This is a genomic window from Sphingobacterium sp. UBA6317 (assembly GCF_002440385.1).
Taxonomy (GTDB): Bacteria; Bacteroidota; Bacteroidia; order Sphingobacteriales; family Sphingobacteriaceae; genus Sphingobacterium; species Sphingobacterium multivorum.
In genome coordinates this window covers 49,199-74,116 of record NZ_DJTD01000021.1, presented here as the reverse complement: position 1 = coordinate 74,116, position 24,918 = coordinate 49,199, and the positions used below count along the sequence as shown (strand labels likewise).

At 45.2% G+C, this 24,918-nt stretch carries 22 protein-coding genes and 2 tRNA genes; 17 read left to right on the top strand and 7 right to left on the bottom strand.

Going from position 1 to position 24,918, the window contains the following annotated elements:
• Window positions 1–23: 23 nt before the first annotated feature.
• The 5 genes from B3E92_RS06005 to B3E92_RS05985 all read left to right on the top strand — a co-directional run bounded on the left by B3E92_RS06005 (window position 24) and on the right by B3E92_RS05985 (window position 5,320).
• Window positions 24–96: transfer RNA gene (locus B3E92_RS06005), tRNA-Gly, on the top strand.
• 5 nt (window positions 97–101) lie between these two features.
• Window positions 102–186: transfer RNA gene (locus tag B3E92_RS06000), tRNA-Leu, on the top strand.
• A gap of 120 nt (window positions 187–306) precedes the next feature.
• Complete coding sequence (locus tag B3E92_RS05995; protein WP_286895885.1) at window positions 307–1,215, top strand: SMP-30/gluconolactonase/LRE family protein; 909 nt, start codon at window positions 307–309, stop codon at window positions 1,213–1,215.
• A gap of 74 nt (window positions 1,216–1,289) precedes the next feature.
• Window positions 1,290–3,980 carry a DUF6493 family protein gene (locus B3E92_RS05990; RefSeq protein WP_286895883.1) on the top strand — a complete coding sequence of 897 codons (2,691 nt, stop codon included), beginning with the start codon at window positions 1,290–1,292 and terminating at the stop codon, window positions 3,978–3,980.
• Window positions 3,971–5,320, top strand: a complete 1,350-nt coding sequence (locus B3E92_RS05985; RefSeq protein WP_286895881.1) for an SWIM zinc finger family protein — start codon at window positions 3,971–3,973, stop codon at window positions 5,318–5,320. Before B3E92_RS05990 ends, B3E92_RS05985 begins: the two co-directional genes overlap by 10 nt.
• Window positions 5,321–5,334: 14 nt before the next feature.
• On the opposite strand, the gene B3E92_RS05980 is transcribed toward B3E92_RS05985, so the two are convergent.
• Window positions 5,335–6,288: a hypothetical protein gene (locus B3E92_RS05980; RefSeq protein WP_286895879.1), complete on the bottom strand. Its 954-nt coding sequence runs from the start codon at window positions 6,286–6,288 to the stop codon at window positions 5,335–5,337.
• 126 nt (window positions 6,289–6,414) lie between these two features.
• Between B3E92_RS05980 and B3E92_RS05975 the strand changes: the two genes are divergently transcribed.
• From B3E92_RS05975 to B3E92_RS05960, 4 genes are read left to right on the top strand one after another with little or no spacing between them, the layout of a single operon-like run.
• Complete coding sequence (locus B3E92_RS05975) at window positions 6,415–7,632, top strand: hydroxymethylglutaryl-CoA reductase (RefSeq protein ID WP_286895877.1); 1,218 nt, start codon at window positions 6,415–6,417, stop codon at window positions 7,630–7,632.
• Between the two features lies 1 nt (window position 7,633).
• Window positions 7,634–8,215, top strand: coding sequence for a CDP-alcohol phosphatidyltransferase family protein (locus tag B3E92_RS05970; protein ID WP_286895875.1), 582 nt, complete (start codon window positions 7,634–7,636; stop codon window positions 8,213–8,215).
• Window positions 8,216–8,217: 2 nt separating this feature from the next.
• The gene (locus tag B3E92_RS05965; RefSeq protein WP_286895873.1) at window positions 8,218–8,928 is read left to right on the top strand and encodes a phosphatidate cytidylyltransferase; all 711 of its coding nucleotides are present in this window, start codon (window positions 8,218–8,220) and stop codon (window positions 8,926–8,928) included.
• A gap of 7 nt (window positions 8,929–8,935) precedes the next feature.
• Window positions 8,936–9,610, top strand: coding sequence for a phosphatidate cytidylyltransferase (locus B3E92_RS05960; protein ID WP_286770268.1), 675 nt, complete (start codon window positions 8,936–8,938; stop codon window positions 9,608–9,610).
• A gap of 38 nt (window positions 9,611–9,648) precedes the next feature.
• On the opposite strand, the gene B3E92_RS05955 is transcribed toward B3E92_RS05960, so the two are convergent.
• The 3 genes from B3E92_RS05955 to B3E92_RS05945 form a co-directional block, all read right to left on the bottom strand.
• Complete coding sequence (locus B3E92_RS05955; protein WP_376781294.1) at window positions 9,649–10,263, bottom strand: low molecular weight phosphatase family protein; 615 nt, start codon at window positions 10,261–10,263, stop codon at window positions 9,649–9,651.
• Between the two features lie 18 nt (window positions 10,264–10,281).
• Window positions 10,282–10,755, bottom strand: a complete 474-nt coding sequence (locus tag B3E92_RS05950; protein WP_286895869.1) for a DUF6428 family protein — start codon at window positions 10,753–10,755, stop codon at window positions 10,282–10,284.
• An 80-nt stretch (window positions 10,756–10,835) separates the two neighbouring features.
• A complete protein-coding gene (locus tag B3E92_RS05945) occupies window positions 10,836–11,165 on the bottom strand; it encodes an ArsR/SmtB family transcription factor (protein WP_286895867.1) in 330 nt (109 codons plus the stop codon).
• Window positions 11,166–11,460: 295 nt separating this feature from the next.
• Between B3E92_RS05945 and B3E92_RS05940 the strand changes: the two genes are divergently transcribed.
• Together B3E92_RS05940 and B3E92_RS05935 are read left to right on the top strand one after the other, a co-directional pair.
• On the top strand, window positions 11,461–13,788 hold the full coding sequence (locus tag B3E92_RS05940; RefSeq protein WP_286895865.1) for a GAF domain-containing protein: 2,328 nt from the start codon (window positions 11,461–11,463) through the stop codon (window positions 13,786–13,788).
• 146 nt (window positions 13,789–13,934) lie between these two features.
• The gene (locus B3E92_RS05935) at window positions 13,935–16,067 is read left to right on the top strand and encodes an ATP-binding protein (RefSeq protein WP_286895864.1); all 2,133 of its coding nucleotides are present in this window, start codon (window positions 13,935–13,937) and stop codon (window positions 16,065–16,067) included.
• 47 nt (window positions 16,068–16,114) lie between these two features.
• Here B3E92_RS05935 and B3E92_RS05930 read toward each other — a convergent pair whose 3' ends face one another.
• From B3E92_RS05930 to B3E92_RS05920, 3 genes are all read right to left on the bottom strand, one after another.
• Entirely contained in the window at window positions 16,115–17,122 is a 1,008-nt protein-coding gene (locus B3E92_RS05930; protein WP_286895862.1) for an NAD-dependent epimerase/dehydratase family protein, read from the bottom strand.
• Between the two features lie 63 nt (window positions 17,123–17,185).
• Window positions 17,186–17,761 carry a Crp/Fnr family transcriptional regulator gene (locus B3E92_RS05925; RefSeq protein WP_286895860.1) on the bottom strand — a complete coding sequence of 192 codons (576 nt, stop codon included), beginning with the start codon at window positions 17,759–17,761 and terminating at the stop codon, window positions 17,186–17,188.
• Between the two features lie 258 nt (window positions 17,762–18,019).
• Window positions 18,020–18,670, bottom strand: a complete 651-nt coding sequence (locus tag B3E92_RS05920; RefSeq protein WP_286895857.1) for a transcriptional regulator — start codon at window positions 18,668–18,670, stop codon at window positions 18,020–18,022.
• 599 nt (window positions 18,671–19,269) lie between these two features.
• Between B3E92_RS05920 and B3E92_RS05915 the strand changes: the two genes are divergently transcribed.
• The 6 genes from B3E92_RS05915 (at window position 19,270) to B3E92_RS05890 (ending at window position 24,916) form a co-directional block, all read left to right on the top strand.
• Window positions 19,270–19,716, top strand: coding sequence for an Hsp20/alpha crystallin family protein (locus B3E92_RS05915; RefSeq protein ID WP_115049056.1), 447 nt, complete (start codon window positions 19,270–19,272; stop codon window positions 19,714–19,716).
• A 76-nt stretch (window positions 19,717–19,792) separates the two neighbouring features.
• A complete protein-coding gene (locus tag B3E92_RS05910; RefSeq protein ID WP_286779182.1) occupies window positions 19,793–20,083 on the top strand; it encodes a hypothetical protein in 291 nt (96 codons plus the stop codon).
• 208 nt (window positions 20,084–20,291) lie between these two features.
• Window positions 20,292–21,146, top strand: a complete 855-nt coding sequence (locus B3E92_RS05905) for an NEW3 domain-containing protein (protein WP_286895854.1) — start codon at window positions 20,292–20,294, stop codon at window positions 21,144–21,146.
• A gap of 21 nt (window positions 21,147–21,167) precedes the next feature.
• Window positions 21,168–22,169: an ABC transporter ATP-binding protein gene (locus tag B3E92_RS05900; protein ID WP_254667634.1), complete on the top strand. Its 1,002-nt coding sequence runs from the start codon at window positions 21,168–21,170 to the stop codon at window positions 22,167–22,169.
• The gene (locus tag B3E92_RS05895; RefSeq protein WP_286770281.1) at window positions 22,132–23,124 is read left to right on the top strand and encodes an ABC transporter permease; all 993 of its coding nucleotides are present in this window, start codon (window positions 22,132–22,134) and stop codon (window positions 23,122–23,124) included. Before B3E92_RS05900 ends, B3E92_RS05895 begins: the two co-directional genes overlap by 38 nt.
• A 373-nt stretch (window positions 23,125–23,497) precedes the next feature.
• Window positions 23,498–24,916, top strand: coding sequence for an SDR family oxidoreductase (locus tag B3E92_RS05890; protein ID WP_286895851.1), 1,419 nt, complete (start codon window positions 23,498–23,500; stop codon window positions 24,914–24,916).
• Window positions 24,917–24,918 lie beyond the last annotated feature (2 nt).

Genomic DNA, 24,918 nt, shown 5'->3' with positions numbered 1-24,918 from the left:
ATTGAAAGAATAATAATTCCAATGCGAAAATAGCTCAGCTGGTAGAGCACAACCTTGCCAAGGTTGGGGTCGCGAGTTCGAATCTCGTTTTTCGCTCACCTGCCTAGGTGGTGGAACTGGTAGACACGCAGGACTTAAAATCCTGTTCCCGTTAAGGGAGTGCGGGTTCGATTCCCGCCCTAGGTACAAGAAAGCTCATCTAACGATGGGCTTTTCTTGTTTTAGCCCCTTGCCTCCAAAGACTTATCCGAACTTAATGCGTCCGAGAAGATTATTTTTTGTCCGAAAATTGATAAATTAGGTGATATGTTCCATTCAGCTCATTCTCGCCGGCATTGGCCGACACTCCTACTGTCCGTGCTCTTCTCCTTAAAGGGTTTAGACCTCAGCGCGCAATTGTTTCATCAGGACAGCCTGAAATTAATAGCCCGGCAGTTTGCCTTTACCGAGGGACCGGCAGTGGATAAGTCCGGGGACATCTATTTCACCGACCAGCCCAATAACAAAATCTGGAAATATAGCACCAAAGGGCAACTTACGCTTTTTAAAGATGCTGCAGGCCGCGCCAATGGCTTGTACTTTAACCATCAGGGTCGGCTCCTCGCCTGTGCCGACGAAAAGAACGAAATCTGGTCAATCAGCAAAGATGGTGAGGTTACCGTCCTGCTCTCAGCTGTTGATGGGAAAAAACTGAATGGTCCAAATGACCTTTGGGCAGACAAGAAAGGCGGCATCTACTTTACAGACCCCTTTTATCTGCGCGATTATTGGACAAGGACAAAGCCAGAGATCGCTGGGCAGAAAGTATACTACCTCCCGCCCGGAAAAGGAAAAAAACCGATCGTAGTAGCTGAAGATGTAAGCAAACCGAACGGCATTGTAGGATCGGCCGATGGAAGATACCTGTATGTCGCCGATATCGAACGGAATAAAACATACCGGTACAGCATTGAATCTAACGGCAAACTCAGCAGACAGACGGCACTTATTGATCAGGGATCTGACGGGATGACTTTGGATCAGCAAGGAAATATTTACCTCACAGGCAAAGGCGTTTTTATCTATAGTCCTACAGGCCTGCTGATCGGACATATTGAAGTAAATGAACCATGGACGTCCAATGTCTGTTTTGGAGGCAAAGATCGCAGCGACTTATTTATAACCGCCTCAACAGCCATCTATAGGATTCCCATGCGTACCAAAGGCGTAGATTAATACCGCCGAAAGAAAAAACATTTTTTATAGGACCTTATCGGATTTATGATATTTTTGAATGTTTAATTAACCTTATGAATAAACTCAATCAATATATCAAAGACAAAAATTGGGTCGAAGTGCTGAACTACTGTAAAGTGCTAAATCCCGATGAACGCTCAGCAACTATACAATACTTGCATTCGTTGGATATTGACACCGATATTTTAGGAAAGAATGTCGATAATTCAGATAGTCAGGCACGACTTGATTTTTATGAGAACCGTAAAAAGGTGAACGCCACGCTCAATTTTGCACTTATTGCCTGTACCCGCCAATTTGAGGATATCGCACAGATTAAACGCTTAAATGGAACTTGGCATTCGTGCCCGTTAAGCTCCTACCTGGTAAATCCGACCATTGGTGTAGAACCCTTAATGGCCTTTTATCAGCTTTTCCCACCCGTCTACCTGGATAAAATCGTTAAAGATTCACAAAAGGACCGCTTTGGCGGTATTGATTTCAAGGTATTATGGGCATTTTACCAACAAGGTTGGATCACTTTTGATGAAAGCTACTTTATTACGCGTTTGATCACAGTAACAATGTTTGACAGAAATACAGAAGAGGAGGCTGATTTTTTATTGAAAAATCCAACGGCAATCGACAGCGTATTTCTGCAATTCCACAAACATGAAACTCCTGTGCTCGACCTTTCCAAATGGAAAGCCCGAGAGGGATTTGTCTGTAAAAAAGTGACTGAATATTGGACTGAAGTCATGCAAATCATGCAGGAGAAGGGTTATGTATTTGACCGTGCTATTATTCCCCGTTTAATGGAATCGCTGCTCAACAACTGGAAGAAACCTCATTTAGATTGGCATACCCGGCTGTTGGGTGTATTTAATACGACAAAACAGGAATATCTGAAACAGCAACAGCTTTTGTTTTCGCTCCTGAATACTGGTAATACCAGTCTTATAAATTTTTCGGTCCGACAGCTCAAAACAATCTATAAAATGGAAGGTTTTGATGAAAATGGATTTATTGATCATGTGATCACTATTTTCCCAAAGGAAAAAATAGAAAAATCATTGCTGCAGTGTTTGGATATCCTCGAGCACCTGCTGAAAAAAGAGGAACATAGCACGCTTGATATTTCCGCAGAGCTATCCATGCTGTTACTACAGACTGATTCAAAAGTACAGGAAAAAGGCGCCCGGCTTTTAGTAGCACAGGCTGCTGATCCGGAAGTCCTGAACGATCTCGTTGAACCGCACCGCAGTAATTTAAAGCTTAAAACCCTCGAAATTCTTGGCTTGGCACAAGCGACACCTTCTGTAGCAGCACCCGCATTTGAAGAGGCGGAAGCACAATTCGAAGCAGAACAACTGGAACATGTCGTGATTCCATCCACTTGGGATGCTTTGCTATTTCAGATCGGCAATTTCATCAGAACGAAGTCTGCTTTAGATTTCGATATCTTCCTCGAAGGACTGAATCAGTTACAGAACGATATCCCAAAAGACTACAAAAAGCAATTGAAACCCTATTGCAAACAGCTGTTCAGCCGTTTTTGGGATGTTGACTACATGGGCTTTTTCGCTGATTTTATGCACTATTGGATTGGCGAAGATAGCACCGAAAAAACTGGTCATAAAAGTGACAGCATCCCCTTCGCACAGCATAAGCTGGATTGGATGCGACAAAAACTCGTCAACAATAACAGCTTACCATTTCTGTCGACACCGAGTCACCTCCCCTTTTACCTGCATCCTAACGTACTGATAAAACGCTTACTCGCGTATGAACAAAAAAAGGCTGCTATAGAGATGGAAGATCTGATCGTCGCTTGTAATAGATTGTTATACCAAGAAACAGATGAAGAGACGGTTCGCCTTGTGAAGACCTTAAAAGGAAATTACGCTGCTGCAATGCAGTACTTTCTGGGAGTTACAGACCATGTTAAGCCCACAACAGATGTATTGGCCCTCTGGGCGCAAGTAACACGGATCAAGCAACCCGATCAGGTATTTCCGGAATTTGAACATACCTCAGCTAAAAGCTATCCCGCTGTCGTAAATCCATTTGAGATCACATTCGAAATTGTCGTCGACAAAAACGAATACGCAACCTGGCACAGAATGTTTCTGGAACACAACTGGAATTATACCTGGAAGAGACAGGAAGAAACCAAACATTACCCGCCGTTATTCTATCATACAGCGTCTTTTGCGACAGGATTTCGGGAGGCCATTGCTTTTCAACTCAGCTTAACACCACAGTACATTGGTCCGACTTTATGTCGCTATATCCCAGACACCGCTTCAGGAAATGAAGTCCGGGAGATGGAAAACTGCCTGTACCCGATGCAATTTGTGATGGATAATCACCTGGAGGTACGCGGCAGCGGATGGTTCTATATTGCTGTTTGTTTATTGTTTGAAAAGAAGATCTCGCGGGATCTGGCTGCAGAATATGTACAGTTTGCGCTGTTGAATAGCAAACAGGATCTTTCCTACCTTGCTCATGTAATCGGCAGACTACTTGCCGCCGGGTATGCGCCGGTCAACAGGTTTATCGAATATTTAGACCGCCCATTTGTCGCACAGCAGATCAAAGCGTTCCAATTATTATGCCTAGAAAAGACCCTAGAGCACCTTGATGCTGAGCGTCTACCAGTGAACAGCAAAAAATTGGCTGCTTATTACGCCGAAATTTCGGCCCAACTTCATAAGGAAGTAAATCAGGTATTTTTAAGTAAAGTAAAACGCAAATGGATGTAGACTTTGAATATCAGTATCAACATACTTCTACGATTGCTATGGGTGGGCGGGACAAATCTTTTATCCTAGCGCATTGTTCTGAAATTGAACAGGACAATCAGGTTCCTTGCTTCTTTCATGGCAGCATTATACATTCATTTGTTGCTTCAAAATGTTTAAGTACGCTCGGTAAAACGGTACGCTCTCATTTTGCTATTAGCCCCGATCAGCGCATTAATATGCGCGATCCAATCGTTTCTGTCGGTAATGGTCAGCTACATTTTGAAGCATTTTCATCCTGCAACAGTGTTTACGCGCGTATTGACGTCCTGCAAACAGGAATTGACGGGGAGTTTATTCAATCTGGCTGTACCAATGTCGATTTTAACGATGCAACGATCCGGGCTTTCAATACCGTTGGTCGCAGCGATAAATTGATCGTCGGCGTAGGTTCCAATGAGTTGAAAGTCATCACTGCGCGCGCGGAGACTACGGAGAAAAAAGTGAGTTTGCCCGATCGCTGGATTAAAGGATTGGGCAATGTCCAAGTCTACTTATCGCAAATGGAGCTTGCCTTTAAATTGAACAAAATTGAAGCTTTGCAGCTCTTTAAAGGTCTGCCGAAAAGCGCAGTCAAGCCCGAATACTTTTTATCGAAATCGGGCAACAGCTATACTTTTTCTGCCGTTGCCAAACCCAACAGTTTAAAAATAGGTGGTATCCATCGACTCAATCTGATCGAAAACCTGCTTTTGCACGTAGACAGTGTTTCATTCTATAAACACGAAGATCAGCAAAGCACAGCGGTAGTACTGGATTTCAAAGACATACAAATGCTGTTTCTACTTTCCGAAAGTGTCTACCGGGGGTTTTCTGGTGAAAGTAAGCACATCGAAAACCTGTTGGTTCAACTGCCCGAAGAATGGCTTTTGAGCATCAATAATTATTTTAAAACCAATGAGGTTTTTCAACCTACGCTAGTTTCCATAGAACATGACATTCAGCTCGGCACCATGGCAACCATGCAAGCCTCACTCTCCAGTATGGGATTATTGGGTTACGATTTGTGGAGCAACAATTATTTTTACAGAAAGCTTCCCTTTAAACTTTCACGCTTAAAACGCTGTAATCCAAGGTTGCAAAATGCCGTTAAGTTGGTTGACGATGATGCTGTGCTGCTCCTGCAGCACGACAAAAATGGCATTAAGGCCGAAGTAAAAGGCAGTGCTGACCTGAGCCATATTGTCGTCGGCAAAGGGAATGATCTGCAATGTACCTGTACCTGGTTTACGAACAACAGGACAAATAGAGGTCTCTGCAAACATATCCTGGCGGTAAAGATGAAGCTCGGTGAAGTATAAACATCGAGCAACCTTTACATTTCATGATCCACACTTACCTGTGCTTTATAGCGGTCGATCTTTTGGTACACCTTGTTAAAAAATATTTTTTTGTCCCGCGTTCCTGCTGTATTTAACAATCTGGAGTTTTTGAGCTGATGCTGATAGAAATGGAAGGCGTGTTGACAGCTGTCTTTATCATTGGTGATAAAATAACCAAGCATCGTATGCGGAACGAATAGTGACCTCCGGTCGTTATTTCCAACAAGGACATTATTGTTTAAAATCAATAACTCATGGTAGTACAGCTGGTACTGGTCGTTGCTTGGTACACAACTTTTCTCCAGTGAAAATAGCAGTTCTTTAAGCTGCTCACAGAGCAGCTTTCCGTTTTCGGCAGTCAGTAAACCGGCCTGCGAAAAATAGATGATCTGCTGCAGGGTACTGTTAATGGTGGTATCGTTCCAGATCTCTTTCACCCGGATGGACGAATAATAATCGTGGAGCTTCTGACCTCTACCATCGATAGGTGTATTCGCCAAAAAAGATTCGAAAGACAGTTCCAATCCGTCCGAACCCAATAAATTGAGCCATACATATTTTTTGAATATGGACAATAACCCTGTATTGATGGTATAAAAGATTGGAATATCCTTAGCCGAGTAATACAGGTAAGTCTGCAGATTGGGTTCAAACTCCGTTAAGGATTTAAACGAATGCTCCAGGTAATTTGACAGATCATTAAAGGACTGAATTTCTGGCGTTTTTTTCACTAAGATGTGATCACTTTGCTGAAATAGCTTATCCAAAGAAAGTGAAAAGCGATTTGCAAGCTGCACCGTCTCCCCGATTGAAAATTTGCTCTTCATGGAGATTCTGCGGTGCGCCGCATCATAACTAATATCGAGGGCGCCTGCAATCACCTCGATAAGAGATTTCGCGGGATCGATTTTCCGCTGTATTTCCTGAATCAACTTCTCCTGATACATAAGTTCACTATTTTTTTTGCGATAATCACAAAAATAAAAAATTAAATTATTGTTTACCACAATTTAAACTGCGATTATCACAATAACTTTGGAAGACAATCGATATTTATTTATTAAAAGCCAGTTATGAAAATCGTATTAAATAAACCAGAGGGCTTAGCCAGCCCAAGTGAAATGTCAAAGACGTTGCCATTTTCGCGCGAAATTAGTCATGAGGGCACCGCAGCATTATCAAGCTACCTCGAAAGTGCAACAGGCCAGCAATTCCCGATCTTGACGGGCACACGCCTAGAACCAGCACTTTTTCAGGGCAACATTGAAAACTTTATCGGTATGAGTCAAATCCCGACAGGTGTCATTGGCCCTCTTCAGGTTCATGGAACTTCGGCCAATGGAAATTACCATATCCCGCTTGCGACGACGGAAGGAGCATTGGTTGCATCCTATCACCGCGGATCCAGAGCCAGTTTAATGGCCGGCGGGATAACATCGATCTGTCTGCAAGAAGGGGTTCAAAGAAGCCCTGTATTCAAATTTGAGAACATCAAGGATCTGAGTCTCTTCGTTTCCTGGTTCCTCGCAGAGAAAGAAAACTTTCAGGAAATCGTAAGGCGTACAAGCCGTTTTGCCAAGTTAACCGATACCCGCATACAGATCGAAGGCAATCATTTAACCATCTCCTTTGAGTATTTCACTGCAGATGCAGCAGGCCAGAATATGGTTACCATCTGCACAGAGGCTCTCTGCCAATTTATGATGGCCTCTTGTCCCATCAAACCCAGTCACTGGTTTATTGAGGGAAACAGCTCGGGAGATAAAAAAGCAACCGCCGCGGCTTTCCATCATGTTAGGGGCAAAAAGGTAACTGCCGAAATAACACTACCGGCCAACATCGTGTCCGAAGTCCTTAAAACTTCATCCGAACTGATAGACCGCTATTGGCGTACATCTACCATGGGGGTTATTCAAAGCGGAGCTATAGGGGCACAGGGGCACTACGCCAATGGATTGGCCGCCTTGTTTTTAGCAACGGGTCAGGATGTCGCCTGTGTTGCCGAAGCAGCAACCGGTATCACGCGCATGGAGCTGAATAAAGACGGTTCACTCTATGCGGCAGTGACCTTGCCCAATCTTATTGTCGGCACTGTCGGTGGTGGAACAAAGCTCCCGACCCAAAGAGAGTGCCTGGAAATGATGGACTGCTATGGCGAAGGGAACGCCATAAAATATGCTGAAATAGCCGCAGCACTTGTTCTCGCAGGAGAATTATCGATCGCCGCAGCCCTTTCCGCAGGTCAGTTTACACAGGCACATCAAAAATTTGGCAGAAAAAAATCATTATAAAATGGAAACTAAAAAAGAAAACAGATGGAATGTGCCCAATGCACTTTCCGCCTACCGTATACTGGCATTGCCCTTTATCAGCTATGCACTTTTCACCGCAGACAGGGATCTCTTTATCCTCTTATTATCCATCAACCTGATTAGTGATATCCTCGATGGACTAATTGCCAGGCTATTTAACCTTCAGACGGAATTTGGCGCCAAATTAGATTCTGTCGCAGATATCGGCACATACCTGATGGCTTTCATCGGCATGATAACATTGGAAAAAGGCTTTGTAATGGCCTATAAAATCGAATTTATCCTGCTAATTGTCCTATGGATTATTCCCCAGATCTATGCGCTTATCCGATTTAAACGCTTTCCCAGCTTCCACTTATGGTCCTATAAATTAACGGGCTATCTTCAGGGCATATTTATCTTTGTTTATTTTGTATTCGGATTCAACACCTTTTATTTCCACCTGATGTTAGCCGTAAGCTATCTGGCCTACCTGGAAGAATTGGTGCTCGTGATTATCCTCCCGAAGCTGCAATCCAATCTGAAAAGTATATTCCTTATCCAATTACACAGAAGGGCTTAATCATGTATGTATTAATAGCGAATATATTGTTGTTATTTTTTGGCATTGGCGCATTGGTCACTGGCTATCTCAATAGGAATAGTCCAGTTGCACAAGCAAGGGAACGCTGGCTAAAACTGGGTTTTTACTTCCTTATATTGACCCTTGTCTTTTTGTCCATTTATACGGACTATATCAGTCTTTTGGCCATTTGCATTGGAATAGTCGGTCTATACGAGATTGTCAACGCTCATCTATCTTCAGCACGGTCGCTGTTATTTTTTTGTTCAGTAGTAGTCCTTTACCTCGCGCTTATCGCTGCGTTTATAAATTTTGGCCACAGGGCATCGACAGAAAAGGTTTGTTTCATCTATTTTACGGTCGTGGTTTTTGATGGATTCAGCCAGCTCTGCGGTCAATTATTCGGCAAAAGAAAACTTATTCCATCGATTAGTCCCAATAAAACAATTGCGGGTTTAGTTGGCGCTTTGGTCATTGTCAGCAGTACCAGCTTGTTCCTCTTTCCTTCCATGGAATTGTCCGACATGCAAACTTTAATGACTAGCCTTTTTATTTGCTTTTCAGCATTGTTGGGCGATCTATTGGCTTCGTGGTACAAGCGAATCTGCCGAATTAAAGATTATGGTACCCTCATTCCAGGGCATGGCGGAATACTAGACCGATTTGACAGCTTTATATTCAGCGGAGCCATGTATGGGCTCATTTACCTTTAAAAACAAGATGATGAAAAACGATTTATGGAATATGCTTCTCTTAGCTAGCCTATTCTTACTGCTATTCGCACTAGCTGAACTATTGTATCAACAGTTTAAGGTTAAAGCCGAGTTTACCCGAAAACTCGTTCATGTAGGCACAGGGATAATCTGCCTATTATTCCCGATTTTGATCACAAGCCACTGGTCTGTTTTTATCCTATGCGGATTGTTCGCCTTGATTTTATTGCTATCCATCAAGTTCGGTTTATTGAAATCGATCCATGCAATCGACCGAAAATCTGTCGGTAGCCTGGCCTATCCCGCAGCGGTCTATCTCTGCTTTCTCGCCCAGGCTATGTTGGGCAAGGGGGCTATTTTTTATTATTTGCCGCTACTCACCTTAGCACTATGTGATCCGATGGCGGCATTATCCGGCAAAAAATGGCCTTATGGTTCTTACCGCCTATTCGGTGCGCGAAAAACACTGGTAGGATCCGCCGTGTTCTTTATATGTGCTTTTATTACAGTGATCGTAATTGGACACTATCTCCATGAGCCAAGCCTGCACCTAAGCGAAATCACCATGATATGTACCCTGGCACTCGTGGTGACAATAGCCGAAGCATGTAGCAAAGACGGTTACGACAACATAAGTATTCCCGTCAGTAGCATACTCAGTTTGTATGTGTTATTTCCTTGATACGGAAACGTCCAGAAATTTTAATTTTGGCTGCATGGCTATCGCTTGATTTTTGAAAAGACATAAAACATGCTCCTTGCAATTTCAAGGCTCCGCTCGGCATATATTCTGGTCTGGTCGGGTGTATCATCAGCGATTTTGGGATCCTCAAAAGTAACCGGAAACCTTCTATCGGCACCTGCTATAAACGGGCATCCCCCATCGGCCTGCGAACAGGTCATAATGGCGATAAACTTCGATACCGGATTAAAGGGGCTATCATATTTTTTTGAAAAACCAATTACGGGAAGCGCATTGTCATCATATTTTATAGCATATACAGGGTTATGAGTATCCGAAACCGTAAAGATATGGAAACCCTGCCCGGCTAACGTCTCCGCTACTTTAGGAAATAGGGCCGTTTCTTCTGTACCGCCCGAATAACAATATACCTTTGGAATATTGAAATATGCACTTGCCACCTGCGCCCAAACCTGGGACAAGTGGCTGCGCCTTGAATTATGGGTACAGATGAAATTGAGGTTTACAGCCTCCGATTGATCAACCTTCTCCTGAATAGCAAGGATCAAAGGCTTTAAAACGGTGCTGCTACCTTCGTTATCTAATCGCGTCCAATTGAGCTGCTCAACGGTATCCGCTAATTTAGGGTATATCATGCGATGATCAACAATTTAACAACATCCTGATCCAGGTGTACAGCATGAGGGTTGCGCTATCGGTAGCTGCGCCAGGTTCAGCTTCGTTTTTTCCGATGGTATGCCACAGGCATCCTGCGCCAGACAAGCAGTCGTTTTATTTTTCAGTATAAACGTTTTCCCATTAAAATCAAGGTCGTACTTACCGATGGTATCGCTTTGGTATTCCACTTCGATGTCAGCATCTTCCAGTCCTAGTTTTTCTTCAGAGAGCTTGATGATATGGAGCAGCTTTGCAGGTTTGAGGCGGTGCTCATAATCGTCCGCATTCCACAATTGAAAGTTGACTACGCTCTCATTCCGGATAACGCCACCACAATCGATAAAGTTCTTAGTAATTTGACCAACCTCGGTCACATGGAAATGCTCGGGCACAAAATTGCCGTTTTCCAATTGAAACTCAACATTTGTTAAGGTTGGAAGGACTTCTTTAATTTCTGATAATCTCATAATAATTCAATTTAAAATGAACGCGCTATTTATTAATAATATATCGCAATATTACGATACGTATTGCCAAAAAAAATGCACTAACAGCATCCTTTTACTTTTACATCCTGGATAAAGAATGTATTCAGTACACCTTGGGTTTGCTTCCACACATTTTCGTCAATGCAATAACAGACTGATTTTCCCGCTATGGTACCCTGAATGAGGCCTATATTTTTAAGCTCTTTCAGGTGCTGCGATATCGTCGCCTGTGCCAATCCCAATTCCTCAACCAAATCGTTACAGATACATGCCTTTTGGTTTATGATGTACTGAAGAATTGCTATCCGTGCCGGATGTGCTAAGACCTTGAGGAATGAAGCCAGTTTATTCTGCTCGTCGGTGTAAATTTCTGTTTTCGTAATTCCCATATTGCCAATTAATACATCGCAATATTACGATATTAATTTAACGAATCCAAATTTCCGCATCCTATTTATTGTAGCCTACCCTACCCATCAGCAATCCACCACCATTCTAGGTATGGCAATAATGAAAACGGCAACTACCATCTATCTTGCTTTACGTCGCATCCGATGACGGACCCATCCGAAAAATCCAAAGTACAACGTTTTTAGCCTTGCGCTTTGGATTTTCTTTTCGCTGATTATTTTATATTTTTGTACATCTTCCAGCAATAATCTAATTTAGTCGGGAACAACCATTATGCAGTTTAATTTCGCCTTTGATTCCAGTCCGTTTAAAACCCTGATCGCTTTTCATAAGATTATACCCTCTTTTGAAGCAGCGGCCCTATCGCCGGTTGGCTTTCAGGCTAATTACGCCCGATCGCTGCTGGAAGAAATCAGCAAATACCCCGAACTTATCGAGGGCGTAGAAAAAGCCGAAGACCTGCTGCGATACGAGCCTATCATCAAGGTGCTGCTGGCAGATCTGTTTCCAAGCTCACTGACGCATAATGAGATCAAGGCCATTACCATTCCCTTCCATCTCTATACGTTCAACCATACCGCAAGACTGGAAAAAATATTACAGGACGCCGGCGATCACTATGAATTTAGTCTGCGCGACATCTCGCCCGACACCTATTATATCCTCAATTGCTGCGTCATCATCAGTCAATATTATGGCTTTAAGGTGGATGCTATGGATGCCCCGCTCTTTTTGGATATTCCAGACAAGAATAATATCATTCATCATTACCGCGTCCTCTTCAATGCCGATTTTATCGATGTCCTTCCGACAGAACAGGCTATCGACCTTTCGGCAGAAGATATTACCGAACTGGTCGACAACTTTTCAGATATTGCCTTATGGAAGTCCAAATTCCCCGAGCAGAGCTGGATCCTGAAGGGCTTTTCCATTATGACGCTCTTCGATGCCACCATTGAAAATGCGGTATCGAGCTTCAAGAGCAATCTGCTGCGCGAAAAAAGTGCGATCCAAATGGCGGAAATAGAAAGCATCTTCAGGTCGATTTATAAAATAAATGATCTGCGGATCGGACTCACCTCCTTTGAAAAAGTCAGGGACGAGTACAACTTACGGCTTGTCGAAAAACAGCTGTACAGTCACCTACTTTACGATTCGACCATCGAGGAGTGTGAAAGCATGCTCTGCAGCGAGACCCTGGAGCGCATGCTCAGCAAGGACGAATACCTTGTTGTGCCGGATATTGACAAACTGCCGATTGCTGATCCAAAACAGGCCTTTTTTATCAATAAGCTGAAGCAGCAAAATGTAAAGAGCTTTATTTTTGTTCCCCTGATCGAGGGCGACAAAGTGCTGGGTTTACTGGAAATGTCTTCCTCCAGGGTACGCGAACTCAATTCGGTCAATGCCAACAAGCTCAATTTCATCTTGCCCTTTATAAAGGATAAAGTCTCGAAAGCATTTTCCGAAACTGAAAACCAGATTGAAGCGGTGATCCAAAAAGAATATACATCGATCCACCCGAGTGTCAAATGGCGGTTTCAGGAAGAAGCCATCCATTTCCTCAACGACCGCGCCTTCGGCAAAGACTATGCCCTGCAGGAAATCGTCTTTGACCATGTTTATCCGCTATATGGACAAATCGACGTACAGGGCTCCTCCGAATCCCGAAATCAGGCCATCCGGCAAGATCTGATCAATCAGAGCGAGGAGCTTATCGCGCTGTTTACGGCGGTCAACCAGACGCAGCCATTACCCCTATTTGAGCAGAAAATATTCGATTTGGAACGAAATCTGACGACGCTGCAACATGGGCTGCTGACGGATACGGAACAGCTTATGCTCGATTATTTTAACCAGGATATCCATCCTATTCTGGAGAATTTCAGAAAGAATAACACAAATAGCCTCGCCACAGAGGCCATAGACCGTTATTTTGAGCGGATCAACCTGTCCATCGGCGGTTTTTATGAGGCCCGCCAGGATTATGACAACTCCATCACGCTGATCAACAAAAAGCTGGTGGCCGTCCTCGACGAGAAGCAGGTGGAAGCCCAACAGTACTTTCCACATTACTACGAGCGCTACAAGACAGATGGTATCGAGCACAATATGTATATCGGGGCATCCATTGCTCCGGACCGGAATTTTGAGCTGTATTATCTACGCAATTTACGCCTGTGGCAACTGCAGGTGATGTGTGCCATGGAGCAGGAATTTAGGCAGCTGCAACCCTCACTGCCCCACCTGCTCGAGGTTACCTCCCTGATACTGGTCTTTGCCACCCCCATTTCCATCCGCTTTCGCATGGACGAGAAGCAGTTCGATATCGACGGCTCCTACAATGTGCGCTATGAAATTGCCAAGAAACGGATCGACAAAGCCAAGATCAAAGGCTCGACAGAGCGCATTACCCAAAAAGGCAAACTGGTCATTGTTTACTCCAATATACATGAAGAGACAGAGTATCTAGGCTACATCAACCTGCTTCAACACAAAGGATTATTGAAAGATGAAATCGAACAGTTTGAGGTGGAAGACCTACAGGGCCTCGTTGGCCTGAAAGCGATCCGTGTGGGCTTTCAATTTCAGGAACAGTAAGAAAACAGCAACGATCATTTCGGACAGGTTCGATTACCGAAAAGTAAACGGTAGCTTTTTTTTATTTTATAAGGAAAAATTATTGCATTGCAATAGCAATTTCGCCGAGATTGGGTTATCTTTACTTCAAAGATTCATCGGGCCATATGATAGAAAATGTATTCAACGAAGCTGCTGTAAACCGTAGGGAAATGGATCGGCTAGCGGCATTACAGCGCTACGATATTATTGATAGTCCTTCCGAAAGCATTTTTGATGGCCTGCTGCAGCTAGCTGCACAGGTTTTTCAGGTGCCAGCACTGTTGCTCACCTTTGTCGGTGCAGATCATATCTTTATTAAATCCAGCCTGGGCATCGACCAGGCTGAGCCTATCAGCCGCGCGAATAGCCTTTTTTCCAGTACTATTGAACATCAGCAGGTGATGGTGATTGAAGATCTGCTACGCAAAAAAGCCTGGACCGGAGATCGCACCTGGATCGACAGCCATGCTCTTCGCTTCTATGCCGGTGCCCCGCTAGTGACAGCCGATGGATTTCTGATCGGCACATTCAGCATTGCCGACCATCAGCCGCGCGAGTTTAACGAAGCCGAACGGGACAAGCTGGCCTCCTTTGCCCAAACAGCTATGGATCAGGTCGCTTTGCGCCAATCAGCACTAGCAAAGATCGAAGAGGTTGCCGCCGTCAATACCCATCTGGCCAATATGCAGCAGCGGCTGCTCGACCTCAACAGCGAGCTCGAAGCTGCCAATGCGCAGCTTACCCAGACAAACAGCATGCTTTTCAAATCGTATGATGTGACCCTGCTGCTCAACAAAAACCTCAAGAAGAACGAGCAGCGCTTGAAATCCTTTATCACCAAAGCACCCATCGCCTTTGCCATTCTAACGGGCCGCGAAATGACGATCGAGGTCGCCAACGATAAGGTACTCCATATATGGGGTAAAACCGATGCCGTGGTAGGCTCGCCGCTCGCAAAAGCCTTGCCGGAGCTCGAAGGCCAGCCTTATTTTGATCTGCTCGACAACGTGTTCACGAGCGGACAAGCCTATATCGGTGATACGGCACCCGTAGAATTAGAAGAGGATGGAATAGTAAGCACCCATTATTTTGATTTTATTTACGAACCGGTCAAAGGCGAAGACGGAAAAACAGAATCCATTATTGTGATCGCCAACGAGGTGACCGAGCGTATCCGGCAGAACAACCATCTGGAAGAGCTCAATCAGGAGCTGGAAATGGCCCTCAAAGCCGGCGAACTGGGCACCTATCACCTGGATATCCAAAACTGGAAAAACCAGGCTTCAGCTACCTGTAAAGGCCATTTTGGCCTACCGCCAAATGAGACCTTTGAATTTGAAGACTTCATTCAGGCCATTATCCCCGAGCACCGTGATATGGTGCAGCAAAAAGTGGAGGAAGCCATTGCCAAAAAGATTACCTATCAGGCCGAATATATGACCCGCTGGCCAGATGGTTCGCTCCATTGGATCAATTCCTCGGGACTGCCCCACTATGATGCCGAAGGCACCCCAATCGATCTGATCGGGGTAACGGTCGATGTAACCACCCGCAAAAATTACGAGGCGCAAAAAGAAGATTTTCTGAGTATCGCCAGCCACGAGCTCAAAACCCCCATTACCAGCCTTCGGGGGACGATACAGATGCTGGAGATGCTGAAAGACAAATCGGCAGATGCCACCATCGGCAAACTTATTGACATGTCGGGCGCCAGCATCAAAAAAATAACCGCACTCGTAGATGACCTGTTGAATATGCACCGCATCAGCCTAGGGCAGCTCGAACTGAATACCACAACTTTTGTAGCAGCCCAAATGATCCGCTCCTGCTTTCGCGACATCAATATGATCGGCAAGCATCAGCTCAACCTGGAGGGCGACATCGAGGCCAGGCTCCATGCTGATGAACAGCGCATCGAACAGGTGGTCTCCAACCTGATCAACAATGCCATCAAATATGCACCGGCTTCGCATACCATTGACGTGCGCATCGAGCAGCTTCCCCGATCTGTTAAGATCAATGTAAGGGATTATGGCGAAGGCATTCCAGCGGAGCTACAGCAGCAGATTTTCGAGCGTTATTACAGGGTCTATCCCGATGGCAAGAAGTACTCGGGACTTGGATTGGGGCTGTATATCTCGGCAGAAATTGTCAAGCGCCATGGTGGTGAGATCGGTGTGGACAGCAGTCCCGGCCAAGGCAGCAATTTTTGGTTTACCATACCGCATGCCGAACCGCATCCTGATGAAAGCGTGTGAACTAAGGTTTAAGCCAGTACATCAAGCGTCCTTGGTCTCGGCCACCTTTAAACCATTCGATGTTCCATCAGGTAGGCCAATGCCTCACGTAGCGCCTCTTCGCTGCTTTTGGGATTAAAGCCCAGTTCGGTGCGTGCTTTGCTGATATCAAAATCCTGCTGCAGGCCCGAAAACATCGCAATATCTTTGCGGGTAATCGTTGGCGCCGCACCTTTCAACCGTCCTGCGAGCTCCATAAGTCCTGCTACTCCATAAAGCAACATTTTGGGAACCGCTGCGGGAATCTTGAGCCCTAATTCGGGATATAGTTTCTGTGCCCATTTGGTCGTATCGGTTATCGTCATACACTTTTCATTGGCCAAAATATAACGTTCGCCTGCTTTTCCGTGGAGGGCGGCGAGGTAGCAGCCCTCGGCGACATCCTTGACGTCCACCCAGTTGAGGGCGATGCCGGTATCGACAGGAATCTGCTTGGTCAGAATAAGGCGGAGCACATCGTAGGAAACGTTGAGGGGCAGGGAGCTTTCGCTGCCAATCATGGCACCGGGCATGACCGACACCAGTTCGATGCCCAGTTCGGCCGCCAGTTTAAAGGCCAGCTTTTCGCCATCGTTTTTGGAATTGTAATAGGCATCCCGCCGGTCGGGGTTGTAGCCATTCCTCTTCTTTGTGGGGGTATGCGTATAATCCAGTGCAGCAATGGAGCTTACATAGATGATTTTTTTGACGCCTGCCTCTGCGGCGGCTTCGATGCAATTGCGGGTACCCTGCATATTCACGTCGTAGATTTCCTTTTGCGGATCGCGGGCCCATAGCTTAAAAGCCGCCCCCACGGCATAGAACGTATCCACGCCCTGGAGCGCCCTGACAAAAGAGGCCTTATCGGTGATATCTGCCGCTACGAGTTCGCAGGGCAAGTTTTTCAACGCAGCGTTGTTATCGACATTTCGCACAGAAGCGCGTACCTGAAAACCCCTTGTGAGCAGCAGTCTGACCAGGTTATTTCCCAGGTGCCCATTTGCACCCGACACCAATACCAGTTTTTTTGTTGTCATGTGTTTGATTTTAAATGATAGCACAAAGTTCTGCTTTGGCCATTCAAAACCAGTTCACAAATGTTACCTAATGATCTGTTTGCGGATTCGGCTCAAACTTTTGGGGTTCATACCGAGGAAAGATGCGATATATCGCATGGGTACATTGTGCAGCAACTCCGGCTGCTCGGCCATGAGTTTAAGGTAACGTTTTTCAGCCGTAAGCGTGGCTAGCTCTTTCGATCTCTTCTCATTGTAACTCAAAGCTTGCTGAAACACATACATGCTAAAATCTTTAAAAGCAGGCGATTGCACCATAAGCAGATCGAGGTTTGCCTTACTGATGCGTAGCAGTTCGCAGTCGGTTATACTTTCCAGATTTTCTTCGGTGCAGGTCTGGTTGCTGAAATTTTGGTAAGAGCAGATAAATCCCGGCGGGCAGTTGATATGTGTCGTCAGTTCATCGCCTTTATCATTGTAATGGAACAGACGAACAAAGCCCGACACCACAAAATAAAGGTAAGCCGGTACCTTTCCCTCCTCTTCAATGAGCTGATGCTTAGCATAGCGCACAGGCTCCATATACGTTTTGAGCAGCTCAATCTCGGATTCCGATAGCTGGCTGTGTTGTTTGATCAGCTGAATAAACTTTACGTGCATTTTATCTGTTTTAATCGTCTCCCAATCCTTTCATACGTACACCTGCCATTTCCTGTGCTTGAGTGTAGCATCGCTGGGTATCTCCCATTAACCAAACAAATATACTAAAAACGATTAATATACTAATAAAATTAGCAAATAAATCCTCCATCAGGACTTTTATGCCCGGTATTCCTTGCTGGCGAAAGCCAAATTACAGCAAGCTTGGCACAATAAAGAGCAATAAACGGATATGAACGATAAGCGGCCCAGCGATCATTAATTGCGCGCGGGATACGTTGGCGCGGGATAGTCCCTGTCGACATGCATCTGATTGATCAAAACTTCGTTGATCAGGTTACGCATGCGCTTATCATTGACGTTAATTTTTACGATTTTATGGCTGTAATAGCTATCGCTTTCAAATTCGCTTTCGATTTTCTCGGCGAATGCCGGCGATAGCGATTTGTAGTGCAGGGCAATTTCGGTTTCCTTTTCGGCCACTTTTTTTGCGATCAAGGTCCAGAGTACCCCGTACTCCGGAGCGAAAAAGATTTTTCTCGGCGGCGGCACTTTCAATTTTTTATTGTTTAGGATATACGTATACAGCAGATGAATACTCGGCTTGGAAACATCTTTTGCTGCTGCCGCGACCAGTTTATTATAGTCTTTTTCGTTATCCACAACCGTCTCAATACTTATTCCCTGCTCCTCAATTTCAAAGCTGGCCGTGGAATCTGTACTTTCCAAGGCTGTAATTTTCATTTTGCTGTCCACAAACTGGCCGGCCATATTCGGAAGGGATTCTTTTACACGTTCGAAGCTTGCCGCTAAACGGAGCGGGACCAATTTAGCTGTCAGCGTCTGGGCACGCAGACTACCTGCTGCGGCTATAAAAAGAAGTATTATACACAAATATTTTCTCATCATGATTGTTTTTAAGATGTCATTGAGCGATAACTATCGTTCAATTTTCCTCGAATTTACTGATTTTATAGCGGCTATATTCTTCCATCTAATATCCGACAGCATTCATTTACAATTCGTTGTATTTTCAAGCATTTCCGACAGCAATTGGCCTAAAAATGTCTTAACGGCGGCCATACCCCCTCACATACCAGGCCACGGTCATTAACTTGGTCCGGTCGGTCTTTCAATCGCTTTAGCGTCCAGACTGGCTTGTTCAGGAATGGTCAATGTCGCCTCCATCAAATGCTAGGCACCTCGGCTTGTTGCCGCTACACCAATTGATCAGCCCCTTTACTGGCAAAATACACGACAGCACATCCAGTTTAAAAGGCAAGATTGAGAAAGACAAGGTTGAGTTGGATATCATTTGAAAAAAATTAAAGTTAGCACTATGCTGTCGAAGATTCTACTATTGCTGTCAATTTTTCATGTAAAATCTGACAGTTTTCGTGAAAAAAAATCAGTTTTTTGAACTCGGTATCTTTTTTGTGCAATTTTTAATACAGTCGGCCGGCTGACAATTATAGATTATTGTTATACTTCATTAAAAGGAGGTTACTATGAAACTTGCAAAAAGAAACTGGAACAATTTTTCACTTTTTTCGCCCATGTTTGATAATTTTAACCGGGAGCTTTTAAACTGGGACAACAAAAACTATTCATCAACAAGTACCACTGTTCCTGCAGTCAACATTAAGGAAAACGGAGACACTTTCGAAGTGGAGGTCGCTGCACCCGGTATGGCCAAAGACGATTTCAAGGTCACACTCGACGGCAACCTGCTGACCATATCTTCGGCTAAGCAGGAAGAAAACGAGGAACATAAAGACAACTACACACGCCGTGAGTTTAGCTACCAATCTTTTCAGCGCAGCTTCGAACTTCAAAAGGAGGTTGTCGATCAGGACAATATCCAGGCACGCTATGAAAATGGCATGCTCCGATTGACAATACCAAAGAAAGAAGAAGCCAAACAGAAGGAACCGCGGATGATCGAAATATCCTAAAAATCCAGCTAGCAGCAATAACTTGGTTAGCCTCCCCTGGAGGCTAACCTATTTTTCAGTCTTTAATCCCCGGATTATGAAAACGTCGAATTACTATATTGAAATACAGATGTACTGCCACGGACGTTACATCACGATCGCCAGTTTTGACAAAAACAGCTGTGAAAAGATTATTCATGAACTATTTGATGAACTGCTCGGTGAGCACGAAGCCTCCGATAGCAGACGGCTGCGCATCAATCTTCTGCTGAACGACACCGCAATTTCGAAGACGCAGTTGCGGTCCATACACTGTACACTGGATGAATTGGCCGAGAATACCAAGATGATCATCAAGAAGACCTTCCGCTCAATCAACTTTGACTGATGTCAGCCTGCAACGACATTTACCGTCAACTACCAGCTTTTAGACCGTTTAAACACATTTTTTTTACATTATTTTTTTTATTTCAATCTTGATTTTTATCAAATTGATTTTTAATTTGGGCACGGTTTTCAAAAAGGCACCTGCTGCCCAAACCAACATTTTTTAAAAGCTAATATTCTATTTAAATATAAATTTTAGTTATTGGATCATGTTAACAGAATTACTAATTACAAACACAGACCGACGTTTTTCTTTCAGGCCATTTTTTATCGCACTTGTTGTGCTGGCCAACAGTTTCAATCTATCGGGGCAAACCGCAAAACCCCTCAAATCCGGTTTCGAAGCGAGGCTCATCAATATTGAAGCCCCCAGCAATGAACCCTTTCGTTATACAACGACCCTGACCAATGGATCCGCCCAATTGGTTAATTACAACCTGAATGCCCAGCTGCCTGATGGATGGCAGATCAGCTACCGCGTAGAAGGGTCGCAGGTGACTTCCCTGCAGATGCAACCCAATAAAGCCCAGGAAATCAGCATTGAAATCAGCTGTCCGATCACGGCCAAGCCCGATAAATATAAAATTCCGGTCCGGGCGATCTCCCCGACCGACACCTTAAAGCTTGATCTCGAAGCAGTTGTTAAAGGCTCCTATGCCCTCGAGTTGGCCACCCCCAGCGGGCGGCTGAGCGACGAAGTCGTATCCGGCGGCAGCAAGGAAATTCTACTTAAAGTCAAAAACACGGGCACCCTGCCACTCAATGCTTTGGAACTGACATCCCAATTACCCAGCAGATGGGAAGCAAGCTTCGAACCCTCGAACATCAAACAGCTCGAAGCAGGTAAATCTATCGACGTCAAAGTCAACCTCAAAGTTCCCGACAAGACCATCGCCGGTGACTATGCGGCAAAATTTGAGATCAAGTCATCCAATAGCAACGCCGACATTTCATTCCGTATGATTGTGAAGACTTCTTTGCTTTCTGGCTGGATCGGTATGCTGGTCATCGTTTTGGCTATTGGTTTGGTGTATTTTCTCATCCGCAAATACGGCCGCAGATAAGGGCGCAACAAAAAGATTATCATGATGAAGGATCCTATCATTCAATTGACAGGACTAACAAAACGCTATGGCAAAGTAACCGCCGTAGACCAGTTGGACCTGCACATTTATCCCGGAGAGATCTTTGGTCTGCTCGGCCCCAATGGCGCCGGAAAAACCACCAGCATTCTCATGATGCTGGGCCTGACCGAACCCACAGCCGGCACCGCCTATGTCTGCGGACATAATGCCACGCGCAATCCGATCGCGGTGAAACGCAAAGTCGGCTACCTGCCTGACAATGTGGGCTTCTACCCGGATATGACCGCGCTGGAAAACCTAAGCTTTATTGCCCGGTTAAATGGACTAACAGAATCCCATGCCCAAGCGGCTGCAAAAGACATGTTACATGTCGTTGGACTCGAACGGGAAATGCATAAAAAAACCGCTGCGTTTTCCCGTGGTATGAAGCAACGGCTAGGTTTGGCTGAAGTGCTGATCAAGGCTCCCGAGGTTGCCATCCTTGATGAGCCAACGCTGGGTATTGATCCCAAAGGTGTTGACGAATTCCTCGAACTCATCAAACAGCTCAGCAGAGAACACAACCTAACTGTACTGCTTTCTTCACATCACCTCCACCAGGTGCAGCGTGTATGCGATCGGGTGGGTATTTTTGTTGGCGGAAAGCTGCTGGTCGAGGGATCTATCGAAAGCCTATCCCAAAATTTACAGCAACAGAAAGGCATCAGCACAGTCATTACCCTTGAGCATGCCCAGGGCAATCAAAAACGCTTTGAAGAAGTATTAAAGGATCTACCCGGACTCCGTGATCTTACGATCAACGGATCTACGATCGAGCTAATGACCGACAGCGATACAACAGCAATGGCCGTGCGCCTGCTGGTAAACAATGGCGCCGATATTGTATCGGTGAACCGCAACGACTATCAGCTCGATGATATTTATAACACCTATTTTGAGAATAGCATAACAACAGATACTGTCTATGAAAAATCCAACGGTTTCTTCAAAAGATATCAATAAGCGGCCAGCCATACCGATGCAGGTGCTGGTCCGCAAAGAAATTGCGTCACATATCCGGAGCTGGCGCTTTATTATACTGATCCTACTCATCGTGCTGACCTTCGGCGCCTCCCTCTACGTATCATCCATGGGGCTCAAAGATGCTGTCAGCAATATGCGCGATCCCGATCAGTCATTTTTATATTTAAAGCTACTGACCATAACGGATAATTCTATTCCGCCGTTTCATGTTTTTTTAAACTTTTTAGCACCCTTGTTGGGCATAGCCTTGGGTTTCGATGCCGTCAATGCGGAATATAACCAAGGAACACTCACCCGTTTGCTGGCGCAGCCAATTTACCGTGACAATCTCCTGTTCGCCAAATTTCTGGCGCCGCTGGCCGTGGTGGGTACATTATTTGTTGCGCTGGTTATGCTGATGATCGGTGGCGGTCTCCTGGGCACTGGTGTACGGATAGAACCGCAGGAATTGGTACGTATTTTGGGTTTCACCCTGATCAGTGTGCTGTATGTTGCCTTCTGGCTGAGCCTTTCCATCCTGTTGTCGATCCGCTTTCGCCAGCCGGCCACCTCAGCACTTACCGCAATCGGCATCTGGTTGTTTTTTACGGTATTTTTCCCTATCCTGGTCAACCTGGCAATACGTCCCTTTTTGCCCAATCCCAATTATATTTCTGAGCAGGAATATATTGGCTATAACGAACTCATTTTAAATTTACTTCGCTTATCACCGAGCCAGCTCTACACTGATGCAACCACCACCCTATTGATGCCTTCGGTACGCAGCCTGGGTCCCATTTCGATGGAACAGATGGTCGGTGCCATCCCTTCGCCACTCTCCTTTCGGGAAAGTTTTCTCATGGTATGGCCCCAGATCAGTGGACTCAGCGCAGCCATGATGATCTGTTTTGCCTGGTCTTATTACATTTTTATGCGGCGGGAAATCAGAAGTTAAGGGCTTCCACCAAAAGAGCTTATCAAAACTGCATTCATAAACTGTAAGGCGCACCCTCCCGTGCGCCTTTTTTTATTTCCTTTCAGCCCCTCCGTTTAGGTCATTAATTTGCTCTCTCTGATGAAGTCAAAGAGCAACAGGGGCGTTCACACGATAATAGAAAGACGACATCAAGTCAAAGAACAACAGCGTCGAGCACAGGTTAATAGAAAGGCGACATCAAGTCAAAGAACCACAGTGTCGCGCACAGGTTAATTGAAAAGACAATAGGAAGGTAATAGAATAATTATATACCAAATAAAAACAAATTAGCTCCAGTTTTGGTATATTTGTATATAATAAAAATAAACAGCTGCACTTAACAAATCAGGCTATGAAAATTCTCTTGACCGGTGTTACCGGGTATATCGGAAAACGTCTTCTGCCAGTGCTGCTGGAGCAGGGGCATGAAGTGATCTGCTGTGTACGAGATAAGAATCGTTTTGACACCTCGGCCATCCCGGCAGCTGTTGAAGTTGTCGAAGTTGACTTCTTAGATCAGGAGACCCTGAAAAATATTCCGGCTGAAATTGATATCGCTTATTTCCTGATCCATTCAATGGCTACGCAATCCGGTGATTTCCAGCAGATGGAAGCCCAATGTGCGACCAACTTCCGGAACTTTATTGAAAAAACCAACGCGCAGCAGATCATTTATTTGAGCGGAATAGTTAATTCGGATCACTTATCGAAGCATCTCGACTCAAGAAGGAACGTTGAAAACATCCTGGCAAGCGGGCGCATTCCGATCACCACGCTGCGCGCCGGTATCATCGTTGGCTCGGGGAGCGCATCTTTCGAGATCATCCGCGACCTTGTGGAAAAACTTCCCCTAATGATTACCCCCAGATGGCTGAAAACAAAATGTCAGCCCATCGCCATACGCAATGTGATCGAATTTATGATCGGGGTCATCGCCAGACCGCAGACTTTTAACAAAAGCTATGACATCGGCGGTCCCGACATCCTCAGCTATAAAGAAATGCTGCTGCAATATGCTGCGGAGCGGAAACTCAGCCGGCATATCATTGTGATCCCGCTCATGACGCCGCGGCTCTCCTCCTACTGGCTCTATTTTGTGACTTCGACGTCCTATAACCTGGCTAAAAACCTGGTCGACAGCATGAAAGTGGAAGTGGTCTGTCAACCAAATCACCTGGCCGAAGAACTCGGCATCCAGCTGATCAGCTACCGTGCATCCATCCGCTTAGCTTTTCAAAAAATTGAAAGCGACAACGTGGTGTCCAGCTGGAAAGACGCACAGACCAGTAAAATTTTATCAGGCGGGCTTACCCGGCTGCTGGAAGTGCCCAGCTATGGTTGCTTTAAGGATGTCCGTACAACCTCACTTCCCGACAGTGAAGCGTCATTGACCAAAATCTGGTCCATTGGCGGCAATTCGGGCTGGTATTATGGCAACTGGCTCTGGAAAATCCGGGGCTTCATGGATCAACTGGTCGGCGGAGTAGGCATGCGTCGGGGACGCAAAAATAAAAGTGACCTTGCAGCCGGCGATGCACTTGATTTTTGGCGCGTGCTGATCGCAGATCGAAAAACGAAACGGCTGCTGCTCTATGCGGAAATGAAACTCCCCGGAGAAGCATGGCTAGAATTTAAAATCGAAGATAATATCCTGGTCCAGACTGCGACCTTCAGACCGCTAGGTATTGCCGGAAGGCTCTATTGGTATGCCGTATGGCCTTTTCACGGCTTCATATTTAAGGGTATGATCAACCGGATCGCTAACACATAAAA